Origin of the sequence: Hydrogenophaga flava NBRC 102514 (assembly GCF_001571145.1) — a bacterium.
In the GTDB taxonomy this organism is placed as follows: domain Bacteria; phylum Pseudomonadota; class Gammaproteobacteria; order Burkholderiales; family Burkholderiaceae_C; genus Hydrogenophaga; species Hydrogenophaga flava.
In genome coordinates this window covers 12,162-38,777 of record NZ_BCTF01000025.1, presented here as the reverse complement: position 1 = coordinate 38,777, position 26,616 = coordinate 12,162, and the positions used below count along the sequence as shown (strand labels likewise).

Below are 26,616 nucleotides of genomic sequence, written 5' to 3'. Positions count from 1 at the left end.
ATTGAGGGGGCCATGTCAGAAGGCGTGAAATCTTCAGAACTTATCCAACAGCGGGTCCGGCAGCGCATTGTGGAGTGGCTCGAAATGGTTGCTGAATACCCATCCGATCCACCGCCGTGGGATCTGAACGAAACCATCAATCAGTGGTACGACTGGAGCCCAGATCACCCCACCAAGGACAGCTACCCGGCGCCGATCTACTCAGAAAATGAGGCACAGGCGCTTCTTTCTGTTGGGACGGCGGTAGATGTCTTCTGCCAGGCTACGCCTGCAACGATGCGTGGCGATAGCCAGGAGATGGCGAGGCCCGAGTGGATTGAACTGGTGGGTTCGGTCCGGCAGGCGCTTCAGGTCATTGCTCACCAAGAGAACCCATGAAAAAACCGTTGGAGGTGATCACGCTGACCCTGGTGGGTCTGTCGGTCTGCGTCATCGCAGGCATGGCGATCTACCGCTGGATGACGCAAGGCGATGAGATCCGGTGCGTGGCCCACGAGTTCGCATTCGGGTGCACCACCACCCTGGGTCATGTGCTGACCGGGGTGGGGGCGCTGGTGGTGGTCGTGGCGCTGGTGCTGTGGGCGCGTTTCCGCGGTCACTGACCTTGCCGAAGCGGGCGGCCGCTCAGCCCTTGCGGCTCACCAGCACGATCCCCGCCGCCACGCCCAGCAGCGCCAGCACCAGCTGCAGCGTCAGTGGTTCGCCCAGCAGCACCACGCCGAAGACCAGCGCGAACAGTGGGGTGAGGAAGGTGAAGGTGGACATCTGCGTCGCGGGGTAGTGGCGCAGCATCCACATCCAGGCCAGGTAGCTGGCAAACGCGCCGACGGCGGTCTGCAGGAACACCGAGCCCCAGGCGAGGGCCGAGTAGTCGAAGGACCAGGTTTCGCCCAGCGCCAGCGACAGCAGCGGGCAGACCGTGGCGGTCACGCTCAGCTGGTAGAACAGCGATTTCTCGGCCTGGATGGTGGCCACCTTGGTGGTGCGGATCGCGATGGTGGTCAGGCCCCAGAACATGCCAGCCGCCAGGCCCATGGCGTCGCCCTTCCACTGGCCCGGCGCCGAGCCGTGCAGGAAGGCTTCGCTGAAGGCGATGCCGACGGCGCTGAATGCGATGACCAGGCCGATCCACTGGATCTTGCGCAGCTTCTCCGAGGGCACGAAGCGCGGCAGCAGCACCGCCACCCAGAACGGGCTGGTGTAGAGGAACACCGTCAGGCGCGAGGCGCTGGTGTGCTGCAGACCAAGGTAGATCAGGCAGAACTCGGCCGCGAACAGCAGGCCGACGATCAGCCCACCCTTGAGCGAACCGTCGCTGTTGAACAGTTTGACGCCGCGCAGCTGGCACCACAGCCAGAGCAGGGCGGTGGCGCCGGCCATGCGCACCGAGGCCTGCCACAGCGGCGGGATCTCGCGGCCGGCGAACTTGATCAGGATCTGCTGGAAGCCCCAGAAGGCGCAGCAGGCCACCAGCACGGTGATGGCGAAGGTGTCGAGGTGGTCTTTGCGTTGGACGGCGGTCATGGGGGCAGGAGGGTAGCGCAGGCGCGGCGCGACTCATGTCGCGCGCGGCGCCTTACTGGCCGGAGGCCAGCTTTTGCAGGTGTCGCTTGAGCGTGTCCGCCTCGTGCGCCGACCAGCGCGAGAGCAGGTGGCTTTCCTGTGCGCGGGCCTGTTCGATCAGCGCCGCGGCGATGCGCCGGCCTTCGGCGGTGGCGACCACCAGGGTGCGGCGCTGGTCGGCCGGGTCGGCCAGCAGTTCCAGCAGGCCGTCCTCGGCCATGCGCTGCACGAGCTTGGTGACGGTGGGCTGTTTGGCCAGCACGTCGTGCGCCAGCTGGCCGACGGCGATGGCGCCCTGGCCGTTGGGGGGGCTGTGGGGCTGGCTGAGCGCGGCGTCGTGCAGCACGGCCAGCACGCGCCAGGCGATGTGGGTCAGGCCCTGGGCGGCAATCGCGTTTTCGAAGTCGCGGTAGACCGCGTGGCTGGCCTGGCCGAGCAGGTAGCCCAGGTAGCTGCCGACGAAGCGGCCATCGGGCGGCTGCGGTGCGCTGGCGTCGGCCGGCGCGCCGTGCAGCGGGTGTTCGGTGTAGAAGCGGCCACCGTGGTAGAGCAGGGGCGAGGCGTCGGCCCGGCGCGCGCAGCGCTCGACCTCGCCGACGAAGATCACGTGGTCGCCCTCGGTGTACTGGCTGCGGTTGAAGCACTCGAATGTGGCGACGCAGCCCTCCAGCAGCGGCGCGCCGCCCGCGCCTTCGGTGAAGCCGACGCCGGCCCAGCGGTCGACGCCGCGGGCGGCAAAACGTTCGGCCAGCGCCTGCTGGTCGGCGGCGAGCACGTTGATCGCGTAGTGCCGGCCGTTGCTGAACACCGCCATCGAGCCGGCCGCCTTGCCCAGGCTCCACAGCACCAGCGGCGGGTCCAGAGAGACGGAATTGAACGAGCTGGCCGTCAGGCCGACGGGCTCACCCTGGTCGTTGCGCGCGGTGACGATGGTGACGCCGGTCGCGAACATGCCCAGCGTCGCGCGGAAGTCGCGCGGCGAAAAATCGGGCGGTTGGGCGGCGTGGCCGGCGGCACGGGACGGGGACATGGCTGCAATTTATATGAAAATTCATCAATAATGGGCCCGCAACCGCCATTTCCCCGATGGCAGGCCCCCAAAACAGGAGACAACCCATGTTGCAGGAGCGGATCGAACCCGCCTGGATCGACGCGTTTGAAGCGGTGCTGCGGCGCTGTGCGCTGCAGCCGGGCGACACGGTGGCGATTCTCAACGAAAGCCAGAGCCGTCCGGTGCTGGTCGAGCTGGCGCGTCTCGCGGCGGCGCGGCTCGGGGCCCCGGCCTTCGTGTTGACCCTGCCGTCGGTGTTCGGCGCCGCGGGCGAACCCGTGACGCGCTCCACCGGGGCATCACCGGCCATTCAACAGCAGTTGCCGGTAATCGCGGCATTGCAGGCCTGCACCTTGGTGATCGATTGCACGGTCGAGGGCCTGATGCACGCGCCCGAGCTGCCGGCCATCCTGCAGGGCAACGGCATCACCCAGCCGCGCGTCGTCTACGTGAGCAACGAACACCCCGAGGCGCTGGCGCGCCTGCTGCCCGACGACGCCACCGAGGCGCGGGTGAAGGAACACGTCAAGCGCCTGCGCGGCGCGAAGGCCCTGCGCGTGACTTCGCCCGCCGGCACCGAGCTCACGGTCTCGCTGCAGGGCGCCGTGGTGGGCGGCAACTGGGGCAGCACCACACGCCCCGGCACGCTGACCCACTGGCCCGGCGGCCTGGTGCTGGCCTTCCCGGCGGCGGGCAGCGTCAGCGGTCGGCTGGTGCTGGCCGAGGGCGACGTGAACCTGACCTTCAAGCGCTACATCGAGCGCCCGATCACGCTGACCATCGAGAGCGACTACGTGACCCACATCGACGGCGGCGGCGTGGACGCCGAACTGCTGCGCAGCTACTTCGCGGCCTGGGGTGAAAAGGAGGCCTATGCCGTCAGCCACGTCGGCTACGGCCTGAACGACGCCGCGCGCTGGGACAGCATGGCGCTGCACGACAAGCGCGACTTCAACGGCACCGAACTGCGCGCCTTCGCCGGCAACTTCCTCTACAGCACCGGCGCCAACGAGACGGCGGGCCGTTACACCCGCGGCCACTTCGACTGGCCGATGCGCGACTGCACCGTGTCGCTGGATGGCACGGTGGTGGTCGATGCCGGAAAGGTGGTCGCGTGAGCAGCTTGCCAACATTCACCACCCTGGGCGATGGCGCCACCACCGTGCTCATGCTGCACGGCATCGGCGGCGGGCACCTGGCCTTTGCGCCCCAGGTCGAAACCCTGGCCAGCGTGGGTTACCGCGCGGTGGCCTGGGACATGCCCGGCTACGGTCACAGCGCACCCATCGAGCCCTACACCTTCAAGGGGCTGGCGCAGAGCTGCATCAACCTCATCGACGCGCTGCAGTGCGACAGCGTGGTGCTGGTCGGCCACAGCATGGGCGGCATGGTCGCGCAGGAGGTGATCGCGCGCCGGCCCGAGAAGGTGCGCAAGCTCATGCTCTGCGGCACCTCGGCCGCCTTCGGCAAACGCAGCGACGGCCAGCGTGCCGAGGTCTGGGCGCAGCAGTTCATCGCGCAGCGCACCGCGCCGCTGGACGCCGGCCAGAGCATGGCCGAGATGGCGGCGAAGCTGGTGCCGCAGATGGTCGGTCCCGGCTCGCTGCCCGAAGGCGTGCGCCTGGCCGAGCAGTGCATGGGCCGCGTGCCGGCCGCCACCTACCGGCGCGCGCTGGACTGCATCGTCACCTTCGACCGCCAGGCATCGCTGGCCCACATCGGCGTGCCCACGCTGCTGGTCGGCGGGGAGTTCGACCGCGTGGCCGCGCCCGCGGTGATGAAGCAGATGGCGCTGCAGATCCCGAACGCGCGTTACACCGAGATGGCCGGCGTGGGCCACCTGATGAACCTGGAAGCGCCCGACGAGTTCGACCGCCTCCTGCTGGACTTTCTCCGCGAGCCCGTTCCAAGGACGCGCCCGGACCTGCACTGAATCCACCCGACAAGAGGAGACAAACCCATGACCACCCGTCCCGTCAACCCGGTCACCGGCCTGGACTTCACACCCGCCGTCGGCGACATGCCCTTCACGCCGCTGCAGCGCGAGTGGCTGGCCAAGGCCCACGCGCTGGGCCGCGACAAGTTCGCCGCCCGCGCCGCGCAGTGGGACAAGGAGGCGAGCTTCCCGTTCGCCAACTACGACGACCTGCGCGAACAGGGCTTCCTCAGGCTCTGCGTGCCGGTCGAGTTCGGCGGTGCGGGTGCGGACTTCCCGACCTACATGATGGTGGCGGCCGAGATCGGGCGTTTCTGCGGCGCCACCGCGCTCACCTGGAACATGCACATCTGCAGCACCATGTGGACCGGCGTGCTGGCCGACGGCATCGCGATGAGCGACGAGCAGCGTGTCGAACACGCGGCGCGGCGCAAGCTGCACTTCGCGCGCATCGTGAACGAGGGCAAGCTCTACGCCCAGCCCTTCAGCGAAGGCACGGCGGCCGCGGCGGGCCGTGCGCCCTTCGGCACCACGGCGAAGAAGGTGGAGCGGGACGGAAAGAGCGGCTGGCTTATCAACGGCAAGAAGATCTGGGCGAGCCTCTCGGGCGCGGCCGACTACTACGGCGTGCTCTGCACCGAAGACAAGGGCGACCAGCACCCCGACGCCCGCGACACGCTCTACATCAGCGTGCCGGCGACTTCGGAGGGGTTCTCCATCAGCGGCGACTGGGACCCGCTGGGCATGCGCGGCACCGTCAGCCGCAACCTCACGTTCAAGGACGTGTTCGTCAGCGACGACGAGCAGCTCATGCCGCGCGGCATCTACTTCAAGGGCGCGCAGACCTGGCCGGCGATGTTCTTCACGCTCTCGCCGACCTACCTGGGCGTGGCGAATGCGGCCTACGACTTCACGGTGCAGTACCTGCGCGGCGAGGTGCCAGGCGAGCCGCCCATCAAGCGCCGCCAGTTCCCCACCAAGCAGATCACGGTGGCGCAGATGCGGCTGCAGCTCGAAGCCATGAAGAGCCTGTTCACCCGCGCCATATTCGAGGCCAAGCCTAACCCGAGCAAGGACGAGAAGCTGCGCCTCTACGCCGCGCATCACGCGGTGATGGAAGGCGCCAACGACCTCGCGCGGCTGGCCATCCGCACCTGCGGCGGCCAGAGCATGCTCAAGCACCTGCCGCTGGAGCGCCTGTACCGCGACAGCCGCTGTGGCGCGCTGATGCTGCCCTGGACGGCCGAGCTGATCCTCGACCGCATGGGCCGGGAGACCCTGTACGAGCCCGGCGAAAAGGACGAGTGAGGGAGCCGGTCCATAGAATCGTGGTCATGACCAGTGACCACCGTTCCTCGCCGCTCCCACGCCGATCTGTCCGTCCGCTCCTGGCGCTGGGCCTGGCGCTGGCGGCGCACACCGGCGCCATGGCGACGCCGAAGCCACCCGCCGCGGACAAGGCGGCGGACCCCTGCATCGAATTTGTGGCGCGCCTGCCCAACGTGAAGGCGCCGCTGTGCCACGCGGCCCAGCTCAAACCTTCCAGCGGTGGCGTGTCGGTGCAAGGCCGCACGCTGTACCAGCGCGACGTGATGGCCCCCGACGCCAAGGTGCGGGTGCTGGTGGTGGGGGCGATGCACGGCGACGAGCTGTCCTCGGCCGCGGTGGCCCTGCACTGGATCCAGCGCGCCGTCGAGACGCCGTCCAACGTGCACTGGCGCTTCATCCCGGCGCTCAACCCCGACGGCCTGATGGCCCGGCCCGCCAAGCGGGTCAATGCCCGCGGTGTCGACCTCAACCGCAACTTCCCGACCCCCAACTGGGCGCGTGACGCCAAGATCTACTGGGAACAACGGACCAAGAAGGACCCGCGCCGCTGGCCCGGCCCCAAGCCGCTGTCCGAGCCCGAGTCGAAGTTCTTCCACGAAGAGATGGAGCGCTTCCAGCCCGACCTGATCGTGAGCATCCACGCGCCTTACGGCGTGCTCGACTTCGACGGTCCCACCGTGCCACCGGCGCGCCTGGGCCGCCTGTACCTGGACCAGGTCGGCATCTTCCCCGGCAGCCTGGGCAACTACGGCGGCGTGCACAAGGGCATGCCCGTGGTCACCATCGAGCTGCCCAGCGCCATCCGCACGCCGCTGGACGCCGAGATGCGCCAGATGTGGCTGGACCTGCTGCGCTGGATGAGCGAACGCGTCATCCCCGCCGAGGGCGACGCCAAGGTGGTGCCGGTCAAGGTGAAGAAGACCGGTTGACCCGCGCGCGGAGAACACATGAGCACCTTTGATCCCGACGCCCTGGAGTGTCTGGCCGCCATCATCGAAGAGGGTGGTTTTGAACGCGCGGCCCAGCGCCTGTCGATCACGCAGTCGGCGGTGTCGCAGCGCCTGCGCGCGCTGGAGGCGCAGGTCGGCACCGTGCTCATCGTGCGCAGCCGGCCGCTCAAGCCCACACCGGCGGGGCAGCTCATGCTCAAGCACGCCAAGATGATGCGGCTGCTGCGGGCCGATCTGGAGACCGAACTCAGGGAGCTGGCGCCGGGCGCCGGCGGGGCAGGGCGGGACGAGGAGCGCATCTCGATCGCGATCAATGCCGACAGCATCGCCACCTGGGCGATGCCGGCGCTGGACGCGCTGGTGCGTCAGGGCCTGCCGGTGGAAATCATCACCGACAACGAGGAATTCACCCAGGAGTGGTTGCGCGAGGGCCAGGTGCTGGGTTGTGTCACCTCGCTGGGGCAGGCGCTGCGCGGCTGCAAGATGGTGCCACTGGGCTGCATGGACTATGTGGCCGTGGCGCAGGCGGATTTCGCCCGCATCCATTGCCCCAAGGGCCTCAGCGCCCACAACTTCCATCAGCTGCCGTTTGTCGCTTTCAATCGCAAGGACTATCAGCAGCACGGCTTCGTGGAGCAGGCCTTCGGTCTGCCGCGTGTCGGGCTCAAGCAGCTGTACGTGCCGTCCAGCGTCGGGCAGCTGCGGGCGGTTCAGGCCGGCTGGGGCGTGAGCGTGCTGCCGGAACTGCTGGTGCGCGATCTGCTGGCCCGCGGCGAGCTGGTCAACCTGTTGCCGCGCCACCGGTTGAGCGTGATGCTGTACTGGCACTGCTGGAACCTCAGTTCCGACGTGCTGGAGGCGCTGACCGCGGCGCTGACCGGGGCGGCCAAGCACAACCTGCTGCCCGCCGGAACGCAAAAAACCCCGCCGGGGCGGGGTTCGAAGCGCAAGGAAGCGGACTGATCACTTCGGCATGATGACGCTGTCGATGACGTGAATCACGCCGTTGTCGGCGGCGATGTCGGTCTTCACGACGTTGGCGGCGTCCACCTTCACACCGCCCATTGTGCTGACGGTGATCTCGCTGCCCTGCACGGTCTTCACCTTGCCGGCCTTGACGTCGGCGGCCATCACCTTACCGGGCACCACGTGGTAGGTCAGCACGGCGGTCAGCTTGGCCTTGTCCTTCAGCAGCGCATCCAGATCGGCCTTGGGCACCTTGGCGAAGGCTTCGTCGGTGGGGGCGAACACGGTGAACGGGCCCTTGCCCTTGAGCGTGTCGACCAGACCGGCGGCCTGCAGGGCCGTGGCCAGGGTCTTGAACGAGCCGGCAGCGACTGCGGTGTCGACGATGTCCTTGGCGTGGGCGGAACCCAGGGTGGCCAGGGCGATGACGGAGGCAATCAGGGACTTCTTCATGGGTAACTCCTAAGAGAGGTTGAGGACAGGGAACGGAAAAAAGAGAAGGAAATCAGGCCGGCGGCAGGATCACCCGGTCGATCAGGTGCACCACGCCGTTGCTGCACAGGATGTCGGTGGCGACGATGGCCGCCTGGCGGCCGCGGCCGTCGGTGATGCGCAGGTCGCCGCCGACGGTGAAGCTCGCGCCCTGCAGGGTCGCGATGGGGGTGTCGACCGGCACCTGGTCCTTCAGCACCCGGCCGGACACCACGTGGTAGGTGAGCACGGCGGTCAGCAGCGGCTTGTCGGCCAGCAGTGCCTCCTTGGTGATGCCCAGTTCGGTCAGCAGGGCGGCAAATGCGGCATTGGTGGGGGCGAACACGGTGAGCGGCCCGGGCGCACTGAGAGCATCGACCAGACCCGCGGCGACCACGGCCTCGACCAGGATGCTCAGGTTGGGCGTGGCCTGGGCGGTGGCCACGATGTTGGGTGGCGCATGGTCGTCGTCACTGCCGCCGCAGGCGGTCAGCAGGCCCGCTGCGGCACCAGCCAGCAACAGGGAACGTCTCGGGATCGGCATCTCGGTCTCCTTCAGGCGTGGGGTGGATAGAGACAGCCGGCGCCGGGGCGGGGTGCTCCGGAATCAGGGTCCGCAGCTGTCTGGGCGTGATATTAGTCGCATAAGATCAAAAAGTGACCAATCAGTATAGAAAAGATACTTGTCAGTATGGTTATCTACTTTGGCGTCCATTTGGGGCACAATACGAGTGCTGCCCAAAGATTGACCATGACCACCGCCGTTTCTTCTCCGACCCCCCGTTCCACTCCCAAGCGCAGTTTTCGCGAACAGATGCATCTGGCGCGCGAGGACGCCATCGTCTCGGTGGTGAACCGGCTGCTGGCTGAAAAGGGGTTCGAGGCGATGACGGTGGACGAGGTGGCCGCCGAGGTGGGTATCGCCAAGGCCAGCCTCTACAAGCACTTCCCCAGCAAGGAAGACCTGGCGGCCGCCGCGATGGTCAAGGTGATGAACCGGGCGCGGGCCTTCCTGGACACGCTGGACCCGAAGGCGCCGCCGCTCGACCTGCTGCGCTCGGTGGCGCGCTGGACCATGGAGGTGCAGCTGGCCGGTGAAATGCCCTCGCTGCCCAGCGAGAACTCCAGCCTGCGCGCGTCGTTGACGACCAACAAGGCCTATGTGGACGGTTTGATGGATGTGAGCGACCGGCTGGGCGCCTGGATCGAGGCGGCCCAGCAGCAGGGCAGCGTCAATCCCGCCCTGCCGCCGATCGCGGTGCTGTACACCCTCTATGCCCGGGCCTGCGACCCGGTGCTGGGGTTTCTCAAGGGGTCCGGCCTGTACAGCGACGGCCAGATCATCGACATGGTGCTCAGCACCTGTTTCGACGGATTGCGCCAACGCTGAGGCTGGCGCGGCGCGTCAGCGCACCAGCATCACCGGCACACCGCAGTGCGCCAGCACCTGCGTGGCGACGGAACCCATCACCAGGTTGCCCAGGGCGCTGTGGCCGTGCGAGCCCATCATGACCAGGTCGTACTTGCCGGCGTCGGCCTGTTTGGCGATCTGTTCGCCGGGCGTACCGGTCTTGTGCACGACCTTGGGTTCGATGCCGTGGCGCTTGAGGAACTTGACCACAGGCGCGGTGACCTTTTCGGCCTCCTCGGCGTAGTAGCTGTTGGCGACCTCGGCACCGACGGCGGCGCGCGCGCGCGGAGGCAGGGGCATCTGCACGGTGAAGATGGTGAACTCGTTGTTGGCGCTGAACACCTCCAGGTGGGTGGTCAGGTAGGCCAGCATTTTCTTGGTGTAGGCGCTGCCGTCCACAGCGAGCAGGATCTTCATGGTCTCTCTCCGGTTGTGTGCCCCAAAGGCGGGCGAATCGCGCCAGTGTACGCGCGGGGTGTGGGCATTTCCTATGGGATTTCCACATTCACCGTCAGTGTGGGCCTGAAATCGTTCTGCTCACCCTTGCGCGCATAGCCCAGTGGATTGGCCACGATGCGGCAGCGGCCGACCTGCACATCGGTTGCGCAGTGCAGGTGTCCGTGCAGCCAGAGATCGGCCAGGGGCAGCAGGTCGTCCAGCGCATTGCAGAAGCCGGCCGTGCCGGGCGCCAGGCCGTAGCGCGGGTCGGCGCTGTGCAGGGTCGGCGCAAAGTGCGTCACCACGACCGTGGGCCCATCGTGCGGCTGGGCCAGCGCCTCGCGCAGCCAGTCCTGGCATTCCAGCGCCAGCTCGCGCATGGCGGCCGCGTCGAACAGCGCGCCGCCGCGCAGGCCCGCCATCTTGTGCAGGTAGAAGTTGGCGGCGCGAAAGGCTTTCTCTCGCAGACGCAGGCGCTCGGTCTCGGTGGTGCCCGTCGGGGCCAGCGCGTCGTAGTCGCTCCAGAGCGTGGTGCCGATGAAGCGCACCCCATCGATCTGCAGCGTCTCGCGCTCCAGCCAGGCAATGCCGAGCCGGTCGCAGGCGCGGCGCAGGTCCGCGTGCGCCTCGTCCCAGTCGAGGTTGTCGTATTCGTGGTTGCCCGGCACGAACAGCACCGGGGTCGGCCAGCCGCCATGCTGCGGCAGGGGCGAGAAGCGCCGCAGACCCCAGTCGGCTTCGTCCATCACCGAGTCGTCGCGCCGTTTCTGGTAGGAGCCGATGTCGCCCGCCAGCACCAGCAGGTCGGCGCCTGCCGCGGGTGTGGCAGCAAAGCTGGCGTCGGTTTCGAGATGCAGGTCGCTGAGCAGTTGGAGCTTCATGGCGCGATTGTCGGCGCAGCGTCGGCCGCGGCTTCCGCGAAGCCGCGCCGCGCCGCCCGCTCGACCGCCTGCCGCAGCCAGCGGTGTGCGCCGTTGTGCGCCGACTGCCGGTGCCACAGTGCGTCGACGTGCACCGCCGGCACCGGCAGCGGCAGCTCGCGCAGCGTCAGTGCCGACTCGATCCCGGTGACCTCGACGAAGTGCCGCGGCAGCACGGTCAGCAGGTCGGTGCTGGCCACCACGCGACCTGCGGTGAAGAACTGGTTGACCGTGATCACGATGCGGCGCTGGCGCGACATCGCCGACAGCGCCTCGTCGACAAAGCCGAAGGGCCGGCCGGAGAAGCTCACCAGCAGGTGGCGCGCCGCGCAGTAGGCGTCGAGCGTGAGCGGGGCCCGGGCCAATGGGTGGTGGCGTCGCATCACCACCACGTACTCACCGTCGTAGAGCCGCTGGTGCAGGAAGCGTGGCGTGTGTTCCTGCAGGTGGATCGCGGTCAGTTCTGCGATGACGCCGGGAAAATGCCCGACCGCCAGGTCTGCCGAACCGGACTCCAGCAGTTCGCGCGGATCGCGCGTGGTCAGCGGCACGATGCGCAGGTTCACACCCGGCGCTTCCTTCTCCAGCAGGTCCACCAGCCCGGGCACCAGCTTGGCGGCGGTGGCGTCGGCCATGGCCAGCACGAAGGCCTTGCCCGCGGTCGACGGGTCGAAGTCGGCCGGCGACAGGGACTCGCGCAGCTGCGCCAGCGCGTCGCGGACCGTCGGCCACAGGGCCAGCGCGGCCGGTGTCGCCTCCACCCCGTAGCCCGAGCGCCGGACCAGTTCATCGCCCAGGTGTTCCCGCAGGCGCTTGAGCGCGTTGCTCACCGCCGGCTGTGTCATGGCCAGGTTGTTGGCTGCGCGGGTGAGGTTGCGCTCGGCCATGACCTCGTCGAACACCCTCAGCAGATTGAGGTCCAGCGTGCGGAAGTTGGTCTCATTCATCATCTTGGTGAATGTAATTCATCACAAAAATAAATTGGCGTGACATCAGGGTTCACCCTAGTATTCGCCTGTCCAAAAGACTGTCTATCCAAGGAGTTCGCCATGAGCACCGTCTTCTCTCCCTCTCCCGCATCCGTCGGCATGGGCCCTGCCGCCGACAAGGGCGCCGGTCGCGCCCGCCGTTTTGACGGCTCGCGCAGCCTGGCCACCATGCTGCTGGCCGCCGCCGTGGCCGCCCTGGTGGTGCTGGCCGACCAGATGATCGGCTCCTGGGCCGATGGCCACCTGTTCCTGGGCTGGGTCGCCCTGTGGGTCGTGATCTTCGCCGGCTCCGCGCTGTTCGCCGGTACGGCCCGCCGTGCGGCGCAGGTCACGCTGCGCTCGCTCGACAGCTGGTCGCGTTCGCTGGCCGAGGCCCGCGCCGAAGCCCGCCTCTGGGACCTGGCCCGCACCGATCCGCGCCTCAAGGCCGAGCTGATGCAGGCCCGTGCCCGCGAAGCCGAGCTGGCCGAAGCTCTGAACCCTTTGCCCGTTGCGGCGAAGAACGACTACTCGGACGCGCTGGCGCCGATGGGTCTGGACACGGGCTTCTCCGCACCGCTGCGCCGCTGGGCTCAGATGGAAGTGCGCCGCCAGACGGGCTACCTGCCTTACCTGTAATCCTCCGCTGTCGCACATGAAAAAAGCCCCCCGGCAGATGCCGGGGGGCTTTTTCGTTTGGGGGCCAGCCCTTGCGGGCCGGGATCAGGCAGCGGTCAGACGCTTTTCCAGGTCGTTCTTGGTGTCGATCAGGGCCTGAGGCATGTGGTAGGCCAGCTGCTCGAAGTGGGCGTCGTGCAGTTTGAACTCCTCGGCCCAGGCGGCCTTGTCGATGCTGGTGACCTGCTGGAACTGCTCAGCGCTGAAATCCAGGCCGGTCCAGTTGATCTCGGCGTAGGCGGGAGCGGTGCCGAACATGGTGGTTTCGCCCTGGGCCTTGCCCTCAATGCGGTCGATCATCCACTTGAGTACGCGCATGTTGTCGCCGTAGCCGGGCCAGACGAACTTGCCGTCGGCGTTCTTGCGGAACCAGTTCACGCAGAACATCTTGGGCAGCGCGGCGCCGGACTTGGCCACGGTCTCGCCGACGTTGAGCCAGTGCTGGAAGTAGTCGCTCATGTTGTAACCACAGAAGGGCAGCATGGCGAACGGGTCGCGGCGCACCACGCCCTGCGCGCCGAAGGCGGCGGCGGTGGTTTCAGAACCCATGGTAGCGGCCATGTAGACGCCTTCGGTCCAGCTGCGGGCCTCGGTCACCAGCGGCACGGTGGTGCTGCGGCGGCCGCCGAACAGGAACGCGTCGATCGCCACGCCGTTGGCGTCGTCCCACTGCGGGTCCAGCGCCGGGTTGTTGGTGGCGGCGACGGTGAAGCGCGAGTTCGGGTGTGCGGCCTTGGTGCCCTTTTCTTTGGCAATCGCCGGGGTCCAGTCCTTGCCCTGCCAGTCGATCAGGTGGTCCGGCAGCGTGCCGGTGTCCTTCTCCATGCCTTCCCACCACACGTCGCCGTCGTCGGTCAGCGCGACGTTGGTGAAGATGACGTTCTTGTCCAGCGAGCGCATGCAGTTCGGGTTGGTGTGCATGTTGGTGCCGGGTGCGACGCCGAAGTAGCCGGCCTCGGGGTTGATGGCGTACATGCGGCCGTCGTCGTGGGGCTTGACCCAGGCGATGTCGTCACCGATGGTGGTCACTTTCCAGCCGGGGAACGCGCTCTCGGGCGGCACCAGCATGGAGAAGTTGGTCTTGCCGCAGGCGCTGGGGAAGGCGGCGGCGACGTGGTACTTCTTGCCCTCGGGGTTGGTCACGCCCAGGATCAGCATGTGCTCGGCCAGCCAGCCCTGGTCGCGGCCCATGTTGGAGGCGATGCGCAGCGCGAAGCACTTCTTGCCCAGCAGCGCGTTGCCGCCGTAGCCCGAGCCGTAGGACCAGATCTCGCGCGTCTCGGGGAAATGCACGATGTACTTGGTGGTCGGGTTGCAGGGCCAGGTGGTGGTGTCCTTCTGGCCTTCGGCCAGCGGCGCGCCCACGGTGTGCATGCAGGGCACGAAGTTGCCGCTGTCGCCCAGCACGTCGTACACGGCCTTGCCCATGCGGGTCATGAGCTTCTGGTTCACCACCACGTAGGCGCTGTCGGTCAGTTCGATGCCGATGTGGGCGATGTGCGAGCCCAGCGGGCCCATGGAGAACGGCACCACGTACATGGTGCGGCCCTTCATGCAGCCGTCGAACAGCGGGTTCAGGGTGGCGCGCATCTCGGCCGGGGCCATCCAGTTGTTGGTCGGGCCGGCGTCTTCCTTCTTCTCGGAGCAGATGTAGGTGCGGTCTTCCACACGGGCCACGTCGGACGGGTCGGTCCAGGCCAGGAAGGATCCCGGGCGCTTGGCCGGGTTGAGCTTCTTGAAGGTGCCGGCGTCGACCAGTTCCTGGCACAGGCGGTCGTATTCTTCCTGGCTGCCATCGCACCAGACCACGTCGTCGGGCTTGCACAGGGCCACCATGTCGGCCACCCAGGCGATCAGGCGGGCATGTTTGACGTAGGAGGGGGTGTTGAGGTTGAGGCCCTGCATCACGGGAGAGTTCATCGAAAAGGCTCCGGTAGTTTGAAAGCGGCGGCCAAGAGACACCAACAGCCGCAGGCCACGGAACGGTGGCGGGCGGCTGTGCAAGATCCCTTGGGCAAAAAGGGCGGTCGGCGCTCGGGGCTGCAGGGCGGTTGCGGATGCAGCGCGACAGCCAGAAAGGGGGCGGGTGATCCCGGGTTCTGGTCCGCGTGTCGGCCTAACCCGTCAATTTTAAAAAAGAAGGCCGGTCAGTTACCGGCAAGTTACATGCAAGACTTGCATAACCTGATGCATGAATGCCGGCCGGGCTGCGCGGTGCTGCAGCCGCTAGAGTGGCGCCATGGAACCCGAACTCACCCTGGAACCCGGTCTGGCGCCCTTGCTGGACGAGCTCATAACCCTTGAAGACCTCTACCACGCCGCCTTCCCGGACGCGACCCTGGCCGATTTCGACCGGCTGGTGGCGCCCGGCTTCTGGGAAACCGGGGCCACCGGCCGCCGCTACAGCCGGGCGTTCGCCCGCCAGGTGCTGGCGCAGCGCCCCGGACGGCCCGACCCGGCCACCTGGCAGACCGACCAGCACCACCTGCAGCAGGTGGGGGCGGACGTCTGGCTGCTGACCTACCGCCTGCACCAGCCGGGCCGGGTCACGCGGCGCATGACGCTGTGGCGGCGGGAAGAGTCGTCCTGGCAGGCGGTGTACCACCAGGGCACGGTGGTCGGCGGCTGAGCATCGCCCAAAAGAAAAGCCGCCCGGCCGGGCGGCTTTCAGTTCCCTGGATCGCCCGGGTTTCAGGCCATGAACACGGCGATGAAGGCCAGCAGGAAGATCAGCACGCCGCCGGCGATGGGCAGCACGATGGGCATGAGCGGAACGATGGACTCGACCACGTCCTGGGGCTGATCGGCGTGGCTGTCGTGGGGGGCGTGGGCCATGGGGCGTCTCCGGGATTGAGAAAAATCAACGCGGATTCTAAAGCCGGCGGCCCCAGGCCGCACCCGGCCGAACCCTCACAGCAGCGCGTAGGTGGTGCTGGCGCGGCACACGCTCTTGCCGTCATCGGCACCGGCGATGTCGATTTCGCCGAACACCAGGTTCTTGCCGGCCCGCACCACCCGCGCCGTGACCAGCGCATCCTGGTTCGACAGCGGCTTGAGGAAGCTGCTGTTCTGCTGCACGGTGGTCATTGGCCGGCGCGTGCCCAGCCGCGTCACGATGGCCAGCACCATGGCGGTGTCGGCGGCGGCCATCATGGCCTGGCCGCAGACCATGCCACCGATGCGCGCGAGCTGGTCGTTCTGCGGCAGGCGCAGCACCACCTCGTCGGTCTGGAAAGACTCGACGCGCAGGCCCAGGGCCTGCACCCAGGGCGCGAACCAGTCGGACAGGCAGGCCTGCAGGGTGTCTTTGGTGAGGGGTTCGTCGGGAGCGGTCATGGAGCTCACATCAGTTGGGCGTCGAAACCGGAGGCCTGCAAGGCGTCAATCACCTGCTGCACATGCTCGCGGCCGCGCGTCTGCAGCACCAGCTCGACCGCCACGTTCTGCGCCGCCAGCAGGGTGAAGGCGCGCTGGTGGTGGACCTCGTCGATGTTGGCGCCGGCCTCGGCGACGATGGCCGTGATGCGCGCCAGGTTGCCGGGCACGTCGCGCGCGCTGACCTGGATGCGGGCCAGCCGGCCGGCCCGCACCATGCCGCGCTCGATGATCGAGGCCAGCAGCATCGGGTCGATGTTGCCGCCGCAGAGCACCAGGCCCACCTTGCGGCCGGCGAAACGCTCGGGGTGCTTGAGCACCGCGGCCAGCCCGGCGGCGCCCGCGCCTTCGACCAGGGTCTTCTCGATCTCCAGCAGCATCACGATGGCCTGCTCGATGTCGCCCTCGTCGACCAGAAGCAGGTCGTCGACTTTGTCCCGAATGATCGCCTGCGGGATCACGCCCGGCGTACCGACCGCGATGCCCTCGGCGATGGTGCTGCTGCCCTGCGGCAGGTGCGTGCCGTTGATGGTGTTGTACATGGCCGGAAAGCGCTCGGTCTGCACGCCGACGATCTGGATGTCGGGCCTGATCGCACGCGCTGCGGTGGCCATGCCGGCGATCAGGCCGCCACCGCCGATGGCGATCACCAGGGTGTCGATGTCGGGTTGGGCGCGCAGCATCTCCAGCGCCACCGTGCCCTGGCCGGCGACGATGGCCTCGTCGTCGTAGGGGTGCACGAACACCAGGCCCTGCTGATCGGCCAGCCCGTAGGCGTGGGCCCGGGCCTCTTCCAGCGTGTCGCCGTGCAGCACGACCTCGGCGCCAAAGCCGCGCGTGCGTTCCACCTTCACGCCCGGCGTGAAGCGCGGCATCACGATCACCGCGCGGATGCCCAGGCGCTGCGCGTGGTAGGCCACGCCCTGGGCGTGGTTGCCGGCGCTCATGGCCACCACGCCGCGCGCCCGTTCGTCGGCCGACAGCTGGGAGAGCTTGTTGCAGGCGCCGCGTTCCTTGAAGGAGGCGGTGTATTGCAGGTTCTCGAATTTGAGGAACACCTGGCAGCCGGTGAGCTGCGAAAGCGTGCGCGATTCCACGCACGGTGTGTCCAGCACCTGGCCGTTCAGGCGCTCAGCGGCGGCGTCGATGTCTCTTTTTTCCAGCATCGGGCGATTGTGCCGCGGGACGATTGTCACAAGTGAGCGGGAAAGGCCCCACAACTCGCCGGACCGCGCTGGATCATGCTCTTCCATGATGGATCAAGCTGGGTTATGGTCCGCTCAATTCCGCAATACGGACCGAGTGCCCCGTTGTCAAGACTGGAGGTGTCCTCATGAGCAAACGCCTGTTGCAGCGCGCCACGCCGGCGACGCCGCGCCCGGCCGAAGCGCGCCCGAGCCCCGAGCCCCGGCACAGCCCGGCCTCGGACGCGCGCGTGTTCGTGCCGTCCGGGCTGCGCCAGGCGCCGGTGCTGGACCTGATGTGCTCGCATTTCGTGCTCACGCTCGCCGCCCGCCAGGGGCAGCGCTTCAACGTGCGCCGCGACCTCAACACCCTGCTGGCGCTGGCCGGCCGCCACCTGGTGTGGCCGATGACCGTGCTGACCCGCCTGCGCGAGTTCCTGGCTCGCCGCTGCAAGGACAACGAACTCTGGACCGGCAACGACCAGCTCTCGACCGCCGCCTTCATGGAGCGCTACGGGGTGTGGCGCGGCCCCTATGAAGAAGGCACGCTGTTCTTCTACCTGGACGAGTACGCCAAGGAGTCGCCCAAGGACCTGCTGTCGGTGCTGGCCGTCACCGGCGACTGGCTCAACCAGGCGCTCAAGAAGCAGAGCACGCTGGTGGAGAAGAACATCGACGCGCTGGCCAACCTGCTGCAGCTCAACCGTGCCGAGCGCGCGCTGCTGCTCTACGGAACCCTGGCGCGCTACCAGCGCGACCTGCGCTCCATCCTGGTCGAGTTCAAGGTGAATAACGCGCCCGAGGCCTACGCCGCCATCGCCGACGTGGCGGGCGTCAAGGCCAGCGAGGTCGGCGAGGCGCTGCGCGCCGGTTCGCGGCTGGAGCGCATCGGCATGGTGGAGAACCTGATCTCCGAACACAACATCACCGACCTGGCCGACCTGATGAAGGTCAGCGAGAAGCTGCCGCCGGTGCTGATGCGCGAGTACCGCAACGAAAGCGAGCTGATGGCGGTGTTCACGCGCCCCGCCGCGCGCTCGGCGCTGACGCCCAAGGACTTTGCGTACGTTGCCGACGACGTGCGCCTGCTCAGCAGCCTGCTGCGCGAAGCCGTGGCGCGCAAGGAGCCCGGCGTGAACATCCTGCTCTATGGCCCGCCCGGCACCGGCAAGACCGAGCTGGCGCGGGTGGTCGCGCAGGCGGCCGGGCTGGAGCTGTTCGAGGTGGAATACGCCGACCGCGACGGCAACGCGCTCAGCGGCCGCGACCGCTACCGCTCGCTGCAGATCGCACAGGTGTTCCTCAAGGGCACGGCCCACTCGGCGCTGCTGTTCGACGAGGTAGAGGACGTGTTCCCGCCCATCAGCAGCGAGGCGGCGCAGTTCATGGCGCGCGCCGAGCAGGTCTCGGCGCCGCACAGCAACAGCGTCAGCGGCAAGGCCTGGGTGAACCAGATCCTCGAATCCAACGCGGTGCCGACGGTCTGGGTCACCAACCGCATCGAGCAGATCGACCCGGCCTTCCGCCGCCGCTTTGCCTACCACCTCGAACTCAAGAGCCCGCCGCCCGGCGCACGCGAGCAGCTGGTGCGCAAGACGCTGGAGGGCGAGCCGGTGTCGGAGGCGCTGGTCGCGCGCCTGACCGCACGCAAGGGGCTGACGCCGGCGCAGATCCGCACCGCGGTGCGCTTTGCCCATCTGGCGGCCGCGCCCGTGAAAACGCCGGGCCGGCGCAAGAAGGTGGCAGCCGACACCGGCCCCACGCTGGACGAGCTGATCGAGCGCCAGCTGCGCAACGCCGACCTGGCGCTTGGCCGCCAGCCCGACGCCGGCCAGCGACCGGAGGTGACGCAGTACAGCCTGGACATGCTGAACGTCGAGTCGCGCTATGAGATCGGGCGCATCGTCGAGGCACTCAAGGCGCGTGGCCATGGCTGCCTGTGTTTCCACGGCGCACCCGGCACCGGCAAGACCGCGCTGGCCGAACACATCGCCAAACAGCTCGAACGCCCGCTGATGATCCGCCGCGCCAGCGACCTGGTGAGCAAGTTCGTGGGCGAGACCGAGCAGCAGATGGCGGCGATGTTCCGCGAGGCCGAGGCCGAGAAGGCGGTGCTGCTGCTGGACGAGGCCGACAGCTTCCTGCAGGACCGGCGCGGTGCCCAGCGCACCTACGAGGTGACCGAGGTCAACGAGATGCTGCAGGGCATGGAGCGCTTCAACGGCATCTTCGTCTGCACCACCAACCTGATGGACGCGATCGACCAGGCGGCGCTGCGGCGCTTCACCTTCAAGATCCGGTTCAAGCCGCTGCGCCGGGAGCAACGCGAACGCATGTTCGTGGTCGAGGCGCTGGGCGGGGACGAGGCGGGTCTGACCGAGCCGATCCGTTCACGGCTGGCCAAGCTGGAGCAGCTGTGCCCGGGCGACTTCGCGGCGGTCAAGCGCCAGGTGGAGATCCTGGCCGAGACCCTGCCGCCCGAGGAGTTCCTGGCGCAGCTCGAAGCCGAGCACCGCATCAAGCCCGAGGTCCGCGAGGCGCGGACCATCGGATTTACGCACTGAGCGCCAGCCGCGCAAACCGGGGCAGCACCGACGCCGCTTCGGGTGTTGGCCTGAGCGCATCGGCAATCTGCGCCGCATCCAGACCCTCCTGGGCCAGCGTCGGTTCCAGACCGTCGAGGTAGGCGCGCAGCGCCTCGTCGGAAAACTCCGGGTGGAACTGCACGCCCCAGGCGCGCTCGCCGACGCGGAAGGCGTGGTGCGCCTCGTGCGCGCTGCCGGCGAGCAGCACCGCGTTTGCGGGCAGACGGCGGACCGACTGCCAGTGCACCGCCTGCGCGGGAAAGTGCTCGGGCAGGTCGCCCAGCAGCGGGTCTGCGTCGGACGCCGCGTGACGCGCCACCGTTACCGTGCCGATCTCGACACCATCGGGGTGGTGGGCCACCTCGCCACCCAGCGCGTGGGCCAGCAGCTGGTGGCCATAGCAGATACCCAGCACCGGCGTGCCGGCCTCGACGGCGGCCTGCAGCCAGGGCACCAGCGCCTCGCTCCAGGGCTCGCGCTCGCTGACCATGTTGTGCGAGCCGGTCAGCACCACGCCCGAGAACCGCTGCGGCGCCTCCGGCAGCCCATCGGCCTGCGCATCGTGGGTCGCCAGCACGGTCGCGCCGCCAGCGCGCAGCCCGGCGGCGATCCAGTCGTCGAAATCGCCGAGGCGATCGCGGATGTGGGCGTGGGTGGAGCCGGTCTTGAGGATGAGGAGGGGCGCGTGGGACATGCGGGCGATTCTAGGAAGCTGCCGATGGCCTTGCCTCGCCTGGGGCACCGGCCGGTGCCCGCGCCAGAAATGGCGAAGCCGCCCGCACCTTTCGGCGCGCGGCGGCTTCTGTGACCGGGCAGCCCCCGGTCAGTGCAACAGGGCCATGGGACCCGACGGCAGCTCTTCGGGCGTGTGGTCCGGATGGTGGTTCACGAAGAAGCGCAGCTTCTGGTCCAGGCGTGAGACGCGCTGGTGGGCCACGCCTTCGCAGTGGTGCTTGGAGATCAGGTTGAACAGCTTGCCGCGCAGGAACCAGAGGTCTTGCGGGTTGCGGCAGGCCAGCAGTGCGGCGTGCAGGCGCGTGCGCAGCGGGTCCTGTATGTCGGACACGGCGTCTTCGAATTCGCTCACCAGGAAATCCATTTCCAGGACCTGGGTGTCGTGGTAGCTGGCTTCTTTCTGTCCGAACCAGGGCAGCTTGAAAAACATGAATGGTCTCCGCTGAAGTCGAGGCGCCGGCACTTCACCGGCTTCCCATGTTTTTTCGGCGCAGGGGGCAGGGTCTTGAGAGAAATGGGCCGGAAAATACCCCCATTTCCGACGGGCGGTCGGGCGGTCAGACGATGGTTGACAGACGTATCGGCGCCAGGCCGGCGGGCTTTAATCGAAAGCACTCACCACGCGCAGCACCTCGGCGCCGTAGGCCTCGCGCTTTTTCTGGCCGATGCCGGAAATGCCGTCCAGATCGGCCATCGAGCGTGGCTTCTGGGCGGCGATCGCGCGCAGGGTGGCGTCGTGGAAGATCACGAAGGCCGGCAGGTTGTGCTCGCGCGCCACCTCGGCGCGCCAGGCCTTGAGCGCGTCCAGGCAGTCGCGCTCCGACAGCGACAGCGGCTGGCCGTCGGGCGCCACCGCGTCGCGCGTGGCCTTGCGGCCGCTGCGTTTGCTGCCTTTGGATTCGCTGACCTCACGCAGCCAGACCTGGGCCTCGCCCTTGAGGATGGGGCGGGCACCGTCGGTCAGGTGCAGGGTGTTGTACGGGGCGTCGTCCACCCGCACCGCCTCGCGCGCGATCAGCTGGCGCAGCAGTGCGCGCCACTGGCTCTCGCTGAGGTCGGCGCCGATGCCGAAGGTGCTGAGCTTGTCGTGGCCGTACTGCGTGACCTTCTCGGTCACCTTGCCGCGCAGGATGTCCATCAGGTGGCCGGCGCCGAAGGCGGTGCCGCTGGCCTGCTGCACGCGGTAGATGCACGAGAGCATCTTGCGCGCCGCCTCGGTGGCGTCGTGCAGGGCCGGGGGCGAGAGGCAGTTGTCGCAATTACCGCAGGGCTGGCTGGGCTCGCCGAAGTAGCTCAGCAGCCGCACCCGCCGGCAGTCGCTCGCCTCGGCCAGCGCCAGCAGCGCGTCCAGCTTGCCGCGCAGCACCTGCTTGAACTCGTCGCCCGCGGGGCTCTCGTCGATCATGCGGCGCTGGTTCACCACGTCCTGCAGGCCGTAGACCATCCAGGCGTCGGCGGGCTCGCCGTCGCGGCCGGCGCGGCCGGTTTCCTGGTAGTAGCCCTCGATGTTCTTGGGCATGTCCAGGTGGGCCACGAAGCGCACGTCCGGCTTGTCGATGCCCATGCCGAAGGCGATGGTGGCCACCATGATCAGGCCTTCTTCGCGCAGGAAGCGGTCCTGGTGCTTCTGGCGCACCGACGAATCGAGGCCCGCGTGGTAGGGCAGGGCGTTCAGGCCGTGGTCGCACAGCAAGGCGGCCACTTCCTCCACCCGCTTGCGCGACTGGCAGTAGACGATGCCGGCGTCGTGGCCCTGGCCGTTCATGTGCTCATCGCGGATGAAGCGCAGCAGCTGCTGGGTGCCGTCCTTCTTCTCGACGATGCTGTAGCGGATGTTGGGCCGGTCGAAGCTGCTGACGAAGCGCCGTGCATCCTGCAGCTGCAGGTGCGTCACGATGTCTTCGCGCGTCAGGTCGTCGGCGGTGGCCGTCAGCGCAATGCGCGGCACGCTCGCGTAGCGCTCGTGCAGCACCACCAGCGCGCGGTACTCGGGCCGGAAGTCGTGGCCCCACTGGCTCACGCAGTGCGCCTCGTCGATGGCGAACAGGCTCAGCAGGCCGCGCTCGTGCAGCGAATCGAGCAGCGCCAGGAATCGTGGCGTGGTCAGCCGCTCGGGCGCGGCGTAGAGCATCGTGATCTCGCCCTTGAGCAGGCGGCGCTCGATCTGCTGCGCCTCGTCGCTGGTGAGGCTGGAGTTGAGGAAGGCCGCGTCCACACCCGCTTCGAGCAGCGCGCCCACCTGGTCGTGCATCAGCGCGATCAGCGGCGAGACCACGATGGACACGCCGTGCCCGGCGCGCTGGCGCACGATGGCCGGGATCTGGTAACACAGGCTCTTGCCGCCGCCGGTGGGCATGAGCACCAGGGCGTCGCCGCCCTCACTCACGTGGGTGACGATGCCGGCCTGCGGGCCGCGGAAGGCCTCGTAGCCGAAGACCGCCTGCAGCACCTCGGCGCAGGCTTCCAGCGTTTCGCCTTCGGAGGAAATGTCGATCACATCTGTTCCCAGGGCAGGCCGTCGAAGCGCCAGCCGTTGACCGTGCTGCGCTTGAACTGGTCGTCCAGATCACCCTCGAAGCCGTGCACCACGTGCACCACCTCGGCGAAACCGGCGGCCTCCAGCGCGGCGCCGGCGTCCTGCGTGCGCTTGCCGCTGCGGCAGATCAGCAGCACGGGGCGGCCCTTGTCGCCCGCCTCGGCCTCCACCGCGGCGGCGAAGGCCTGCGGGTTGGCGGTGAGGTCCGGGTACTCGTACCAGGCGATGTGCACCACACCGGGCGGCCGGCCGACGTAAAGCGACTCGATTTCCATGCGCACGTCGACGAACAGCGGGGGCTCCAGGCCCTGGGCGGCGCGCTGCGTGGTCTGGTCTTGCAGCCAGGCCCAGGCTTCGGTCGGGAGCAGGTGTTTCATGGGGGCGTATTGTCGTTGAGGCCGTGGCCCGCATGCGGCCGGTGCGGCCGGATCAGGGTGCCGCCCGGGGCGTCAGCGTGATCGTGAACAGCTGGTTCTGGAATTCGGGGCGGAACACCTGGCGGTCCGGCTCCCCGAGCGAGCGGGTGATGATCGCCCCCGGCATGCGCGGGTAGGTGCCGCGCCAGTAGTACAGGACCACCGGCTTTTCCCGGGCCAGCTGCTCGGCCGACAGGCGGGCCTCGAAGACCTCGTCGCCTTCGGTGGCGGTGGCCGCAAAGCGCGCCGAGGTCGATACCAGCCGCCAGCGGCAGCGGTCGCCCTCGCCAGGCCCTCCGGCGGCGGCCGGGGGGCTGGGTGGCACTGTGGCCTCATACTGCTGTTCGCTCAAGCGCGTGAACGGCAGTGCCAAGGTGCGTTCTCCCACAAGGCAGCTGGTGCCCTGGTAGTCGGCGTGCCAGGTCACATGTCCGAAGGGACCTGGTGCGCGATCAATCACCAGGACAAGGCGGTGTTCGCGGTCGAACCCTGCAGGGTCGAGCAGGTCGCAGCCGCTCGCGAGAGCACACAGCCCCAGCACCCACACCCACGCCCGTCTTGACGGGGGGGTGGTCCTTGACCGTTCATCAGTGGGGTTCATGGTGTTCGTCCCATACCAGGCTGCAGCGGGGCCAGCGTCTTGCAGGCGGCCTCGATGTCCTTGGGCGGCAGGGCGGCGAAGCCCAGCCGCCAGCCTTCGGTAGGCGCCGTCGTGTGGTACAGCGCCCCGAGGCTGGGGGTCACGATGCCGCGCCGCGCCGCCGCGCGCGTCAGTGGCTGTTCGCTCCCCGGTGGCAGGCGCGCCGCCATCTGCAGGCCGCCCCGGCTGTCCAGTGGCTCAACCCAAGGGAGGTGGGTGCGCAGAGCCTGCAGCAGGGCGTCGCGCCGGCTCCGGTAGAGCTGGCGCATCAGGCGCAGGTGGGCCGCGAAATGACCTTGCGCCATGAAGTCCGCTGTCACCGCTTGCATGGGCTGCGAGGGATGGCCGTCGCAGATGGTGCGAGCGGTCACCAGTGGCGCCACCAGCGCCTCGGGAAGGACCATGTAGGCCAGCCTCACCGATGGGAACAGCGACTTGGAGAAGGTGCCGATGTAGATCACCCTGCCGTGCTCGTCCAGTCCCTGCAGCGCAGGAGCAGGCTGGTGGTCGTAGAGGAATTCGCTGTCGTAGTCGTCCTCGATCAGCCAGGCGCCGGTGTCGCGCGCGTGGCTGATGAAGGCCAGCCGCCGCTCCAGCGGCATGGCACGCCCGGTGGGGAACTGGTGCGAGGGCGTGAGGTAGACCAGTCGTGGTGTAGGGCGCGCCGGGTCCAGCGTGGCGCCGTGTTCGTCCAGCGCCATGTCCACCAGTTGTGCCGCACTGGCGGCAAAGGCCGCGCGTGCGCCCCCGTAGCCCGGGTCTTCCATCCAGACCGCATCGCCTTCGTCGAGCAAAGTGGACGCCAGCAGCTGCAGCGCCTGTTGCGAGCTCGTCAGCACCAGCACCTGGCCCGCGTGGCAGCGCACGCCGCGCGATTGGTTGAGGTAGCGGGCAACGGCCTCGCGCAGTTCGGGCAGCCCCTGCGGATCCCCGTAGAACATCAGCGCCGCCGCGTCGCGCCGCCAGCGGCGTTGCATCAGCTGGCGCCAGAGGTCGGTGGGAAAGACCTGCAGATCCGGGCTGCCGGCCACGAACGCCCGAGGTCGGTCGGGTTCGGTGCAGCCGCCCGTGTTCACCATGCGCTGGCCCCGTTGCGACAGCAGCCCCGGCTCGGCCACCCCGCGTTGTGCGAACGTTGGCCGAGCCGCTGTGCGCTGGGCCGCAGAGCCCATGTCGATGGCAACGAAGCTGCCCTGGCCCACCTGGCGATGCAGATAACCCTCGGTCTCCAGCTGTGCGTAGGCCGCTTCCACCGTCACGCGCGAAAGACCCAGGTCCTGGGCCAGGTTCCGGCTGCTGGGCAGCCGTTCTCCCTGCCGGGCCTGGCCGCTGTGCACCGCCTCACGCAAGGCTGCACACAGGCGATCCCGCCGGCCGCCAGTCTGGCCTTCGAACAGGGTGAGCAGCAGGCGCGGCTTCATGGGGCTTGGTCTTATCTGGATTGACAAATTGGCATTATGAATAAGACCAGTCTGGCACACACTGCCCTCACCGCCCCACGGCACCCACACAGAAAGGAATCCACCATGTCCGTCGCACACGACTCGCTTGTTCTGGCCTTCCGTGCGCCCACACCCGAACAGTCCCGGGACTTCATGGCCGCAAAGCTCAGCTACCACGCCGACGCCTGGGACGTTGCAGAAGACCTGCGCAACGGCATCGACGCGATTGTCGTGATCGACACCCGCTCGTCGGCGCACTACCAGGCAGGCCACGTGCCCGGCGCCATCAGCTTTCCGCACCGGACCATGGACGAGCACAGCACCGCTCAGCTGGATCGCAGCAAGGTCTACGTGACCTACTGCGACGGCATTGGTTGCAACGGCTCGACCAAGGGGGCCTACAAGCTCGCGAGCCTGGGCTTCACGGTCAAGGAAATGCTGGGTGGTCTGGACTTCTGGATTCGCGACGGCCAGCCAGTGGCCACCGGGCCTGAGCGCGGTCAGATGCCTGCCGCCCGCCCCGCCATCGAGTGCGCATGCTGAACCGCCGTCGGCCGCCCGCCGGCTGGGAAGTGCGCCCGGCCGGTGCGGCCGACACCCCGGCCCTGGTGCGTCTGTGCGCCGCGCATGCAGCCTACGAACAGCTGCTGCCGCCGCCCCCGGACCATGGCGTGCGGCTGACCGATGCGATGGCCGCCGGCCGGCTGCGCGCCTGGCTGGGGCGGTTGCGGGGCGATGCGGTGGGCTACGCCAGCGCCACAGTGGACTTCTCCACCCTGGCCGGTGCGCCGTTCCTGCACCTGGACTGCCTCTATCTGGAACCGGCTGCCCGCGGCATGGGGCTCGGCGGAGATCTGCTGGCCGCCGTCGCCGGCCAGGCTCGGGCGCTCGGCTGTGCCGAACTGCAGTGGCAGACGCCGGCATGGAACGCCGATGCCATCTGCTTCTACGACAGGCTTGGTGCCACGCGGCTTGAGAAGCAGCGCTACACCCTGGCGGTGTGAGTGCGCCAAACCCTTGCG

At 68.3% G+C, this 26,616-nt stretch carries 29 protein-coding genes and 1 pseudogene; 13 read left to right on the top strand and 17 right to left on the bottom strand.

Annotated elements, in window-relative coordinates:
- The first annotated feature begins 12 nt into the window (after positions 1-12).
- Positions 13-378: a hypothetical protein gene (locus HFL01S_RS19645; RefSeq protein ID WP_066261647.1), complete on the top strand. Its 366-nt coding sequence runs from the start codon at positions 13-15 to the stop codon at positions 376-378.
- Entirely contained in the window at positions 375-602 is a 228-nt protein-coding gene (locus tag HFL01S_RS19640) for a hypothetical protein (RefSeq protein WP_157538962.1), read from the top strand. The genes HFL01S_RS19645 and HFL01S_RS19640 overlap by 4 nt, the downstream gene beginning before the upstream one ends.
- A gap of 22 nt (positions 603-624) precedes the next feature.
- On the opposite strand, the gene HFL01S_RS19635 is transcribed toward HFL01S_RS19640, so the two are convergent.
- On the bottom strand, positions 625-1,524 hold the full coding sequence (locus HFL01S_RS19635) for a DMT family transporter (protein ID WP_066261643.1): 900 nt from the start codon (positions 1,522-1,524) through the stop codon (positions 625-627).
- Between the two features lie 550 nt (positions 1,525-2,074).
- Positions 2,075-2,593, bottom strand: a pseudogene (locus tag HFL01S_RS25805) (flavin reductase family protein); the annotation flags it as partial.
- Between the two features lie 86 nt (positions 2,594-2,679).
- On the opposite strand from HFL01S_RS25805, the gene HFL01S_RS19625 reads away from it, so the two are divergent.
- From HFL01S_RS19625 to HFL01S_RS19605, 5 genes are read left to right on the top strand one after another with little or no spacing between them, the layout of a single operon-like run.
- On the top strand, positions 2,680-3,732 hold the full coding sequence (locus HFL01S_RS19625; RefSeq protein WP_066261642.1) for a 2,5-dihydroxypyridine 5,6-dioxygenase NicX family protein: 1,053 nt from the start codon (positions 2,680-2,682) through the stop codon (positions 3,730-3,732).
- Positions 3,729-4,547, top strand: a complete 819-nt coding sequence (locus HFL01S_RS19620) for an alpha/beta fold hydrolase (RefSeq protein ID WP_066261641.1) — start codon at positions 3,729-3,731, stop codon at positions 4,545-4,547. Before HFL01S_RS19625 ends, HFL01S_RS19620 begins: the two co-directional genes overlap by 4 nt.
- Positions 4,548-4,574: 27 nt before the next feature.
- Positions 4,575-5,858: an acyl-CoA dehydrogenase family protein gene (locus HFL01S_RS19615; RefSeq protein WP_066261640.1), complete on the top strand. Its 1,284-nt coding sequence runs from the start codon at positions 4,575-4,577 to the stop codon at positions 5,856-5,858.
- A gap of 26 nt (positions 5,859-5,884) precedes the next feature.
- Positions 5,885-6,808: a M14 family zinc carboxypeptidase gene (locus HFL01S_RS19610; protein WP_084383515.1), complete on the top strand. Its 924-nt coding sequence runs from the start codon at positions 5,885-5,887 to the stop codon at positions 6,806-6,808.
- 18 nt (positions 6,809-6,826) lie between these two features.
- Positions 6,827-7,792: a LysR family transcriptional regulator ArgP gene (locus HFL01S_RS19605; protein WP_066261632.1), complete on the top strand. Its 966-nt coding sequence runs from the start codon at positions 6,827-6,829 to the stop codon at positions 7,790-7,792.
- Here HFL01S_RS19605 and HFL01S_RS19600 read toward each other — a convergent pair whose 3' ends face one another.
- Positions 7,793-8,248 carry a fasciclin domain-containing protein gene (locus tag HFL01S_RS19600; RefSeq protein WP_066261631.1) on the bottom strand — a complete coding sequence of 152 codons (456 nt, stop codon included), beginning with the start codon at positions 8,246-8,248 and terminating at the stop codon, positions 7,793-7,795.
- Positions 8,249-8,300: 52 nt separating this feature from the next.
- Complete coding sequence (locus HFL01S_RS19595; protein WP_084383514.1) at positions 8,301-8,810, bottom strand: fasciclin domain-containing protein; 510 nt, start codon at positions 8,808-8,810, stop codon at positions 8,301-8,303.
- A gap of 207 nt (positions 8,811-9,017) precedes the next feature.
- Between HFL01S_RS19595 and HFL01S_RS19590 the strand changes: the two genes are divergently transcribed.
- The gene (locus tag HFL01S_RS19590; RefSeq protein ID WP_066261629.1) at positions 9,018-9,656 is read left to right on the top strand and encodes a TetR/AcrR family transcriptional regulator; all 639 of its coding nucleotides are present in this window, start codon (positions 9,018-9,020) and stop codon (positions 9,654-9,656) included.
- Between the two features lie 15 nt (positions 9,657-9,671).
- On the opposite strand, the gene HFL01S_RS19585 is transcribed toward HFL01S_RS19590, so the two are convergent.
- The 3 genes from HFL01S_RS19585 to HFL01S_RS19575 all read right to left on the bottom strand — a co-directional run bounded on the left by HFL01S_RS19585 (position 9,672) and on the right by HFL01S_RS19575 (position 11,982).
- A complete protein-coding gene (locus HFL01S_RS19585; protein ID WP_066261628.1) occupies positions 9,672-10,094 on the bottom strand; it encodes a universal stress protein in 423 nt (140 codons plus the stop codon).
- Between the two features lie 71 nt (positions 10,095-10,165).
- Entirely contained in the window at positions 10,166-10,996 is an 831-nt protein-coding gene (locus HFL01S_RS19580; RefSeq protein ID WP_066261626.1) for a metallophosphoesterase, read from the bottom strand.
- A complete protein-coding gene (locus HFL01S_RS19575) occupies positions 10,993-11,982 on the bottom strand; it encodes a LysR family transcriptional regulator (RefSeq protein WP_066261795.1) in 990 nt (329 codons plus the stop codon). The genes HFL01S_RS19580 and HFL01S_RS19575 overlap by 4 nt, the downstream gene beginning before the upstream one ends.
- Before the next feature lie 102 nt (positions 11,983-12,084).
- Here HFL01S_RS19575 and HFL01S_RS19570 point away from each other — a divergent pair, with 102 nt between their 5' ends.
- A complete protein-coding gene (locus HFL01S_RS19570) occupies positions 12,085-12,642 on the top strand; it encodes a hypothetical protein (RefSeq protein WP_157538960.1) in 558 nt (185 codons plus the stop codon).
- Positions 12,643-12,726: 84 nt separating this feature from the next.
- Here the strand turns inward: HFL01S_RS19570 and HFL01S_RS19565 are convergent, their stop codons facing one another.
- The gene (locus tag HFL01S_RS19565) at positions 12,727-14,601 is read right to left on the bottom strand and encodes a phosphoenolpyruvate carboxykinase (GTP) (RefSeq protein ID WP_066261623.1); all 1,875 of its coding nucleotides are present in this window, start codon (positions 14,599-14,601) and stop codon (positions 12,727-12,729) included.
- Between the two features lie 319 nt (positions 14,602-14,920).
- Here HFL01S_RS19565 and HFL01S_RS19560 point away from each other — a divergent pair, with 319 nt between their 5' ends.
- Positions 14,921-15,310, top strand: coding sequence for a nuclear transport factor 2 family protein (locus HFL01S_RS19560; protein ID WP_066261622.1), 390 nt, complete (start codon positions 14,921-14,923; stop codon positions 15,308-15,310).
- Positions 15,311-15,372: 62 nt separating this feature from the next.
- Here HFL01S_RS19560 and HFL01S_RS25440 read toward each other — a convergent pair whose 3' ends face one another.
- The 3 genes from HFL01S_RS25440 to HFL01S_RS19550 form a co-directional block, all read right to left on the bottom strand.
- Positions 15,373-15,516, bottom strand: coding sequence for a hypothetical protein (locus HFL01S_RS25440; RefSeq protein WP_169802357.1), 144 nt, complete (start codon positions 15,514-15,516; stop codon positions 15,373-15,375).
- A gap of 75 nt (positions 15,517-15,591) precedes the next feature.
- Positions 15,592-16,017 carry a PaaI family thioesterase gene (locus HFL01S_RS19555; RefSeq protein ID WP_084383513.1) on the bottom strand — a complete coding sequence of 142 codons (426 nt, stop codon included), beginning with the start codon at positions 16,015-16,017 and terminating at the stop codon, positions 15,592-15,594.
- A 5-nt stretch (positions 16,018-16,022) separates the two neighbouring features.
- Complete coding sequence (locus HFL01S_RS19550) at positions 16,023-17,222, bottom strand: threonine ammonia-lyase (protein ID WP_066261619.1); 1,200 nt, start codon at positions 17,220-17,222, stop codon at positions 16,023-16,025.
- A gap of 314 nt (positions 17,223-17,536) precedes the next feature.
- On the opposite strand from HFL01S_RS19550, the gene HFL01S_RS19545 reads away from it, so the two are divergent.
- Positions 17,537-19,804 (top strand): ATP-binding protein, encoded by a 2,268-nt coding sequence (locus HFL01S_RS19545; RefSeq protein ID WP_439648608.1) that lies wholly within the window; start codon positions 17,537-17,539, stop codon positions 19,802-19,804.
- Here the strand turns inward: HFL01S_RS19545 and HFL01S_RS19540 are convergent.
- The 6 genes from HFL01S_RS19540 to pdxR all read right to left on the bottom strand — a co-directional run bounded on the left by HFL01S_RS19540 (position 19,794) and on the right by pdxR (position 25,573).
- A complete protein-coding gene (locus HFL01S_RS19540) occupies positions 19,794-20,519 on the bottom strand; it encodes a glutamine amidotransferase (RefSeq protein WP_066261616.1) in 726 nt (241 codons plus the stop codon). The two genes, HFL01S_RS19545 and HFL01S_RS19540, sit on opposite strands and share 11 nt — an antisense overlap.
- A 129-nt stretch (positions 20,520-20,648) precedes the next feature.
- Positions 20,649-20,990, bottom strand: a complete 342-nt coding sequence (locus HFL01S_RS19535; protein WP_066261615.1) for a hypothetical protein — start codon at positions 20,988-20,990, stop codon at positions 20,649-20,651.
- Positions 20,991-21,161: 171 nt separating this feature from the next.
- On the bottom strand, positions 21,162-23,057 hold the full coding sequence (gene recQ / locus HFL01S_RS19530) for a DNA helicase RecQ (protein ID WP_066261613.1): 1,896 nt from the start codon (positions 23,055-23,057) through the stop codon (positions 21,162-21,164).
- A complete protein-coding gene (locus tag HFL01S_RS19525; RefSeq protein WP_066261611.1) occupies positions 23,054-23,473 on the bottom strand; it encodes a rhodanese-like domain-containing protein in 420 nt (139 codons plus the stop codon). The genes recQ and HFL01S_RS19525 overlap by 4 nt, the downstream gene beginning before the upstream one ends.
- 52 nt (positions 23,474-23,525) lie before the next feature.
- Entirely contained in the window at positions 23,526-23,885 is a 360-nt protein-coding gene (locus HFL01S_RS19520) for a hypothetical protein (RefSeq protein ID WP_157538958.1), read from the bottom strand.
- A gap of 224 nt (positions 23,886-24,109) precedes the next feature.
- On the bottom strand, positions 24,110-25,573 hold the full coding sequence (pdxR, locus tag HFL01S_RS19515; RefSeq protein ID WP_084383511.1) for a MocR-like pyridoxine biosynthesis transcription factor PdxR: 1,464 nt from the start codon (positions 25,571-25,573) through the stop codon (positions 24,110-24,112).
- Between the two features lie 105 nt (positions 25,574-25,678).
- Here pdxR and HFL01S_RS19510 point away from each other — a divergent pair, with 105 nt between their 5' ends.
- Together HFL01S_RS19510 and HFL01S_RS19505 are read left to right on the top strand one after the other, a co-directional pair.
- On the top strand, positions 25,679-26,137 hold the full coding sequence (locus tag HFL01S_RS19510; RefSeq protein WP_066261609.1) for a rhodanese-like domain-containing protein: 459 nt from the start codon (positions 25,679-25,681) through the stop codon (positions 26,135-26,137).
- Positions 26,131-26,598: a GNAT family N-acetyltransferase gene (locus HFL01S_RS19505; protein WP_066261783.1), complete on the top strand. Its 468-nt coding sequence runs from the start codon at positions 26,131-26,133 to the stop codon at positions 26,596-26,598. The genes HFL01S_RS19510 and HFL01S_RS19505 overlap by 7 nt, the downstream gene beginning before the upstream one ends.
- The last annotated feature ends 18 nt before the right edge of the window (positions 26,599-26,616 follow it).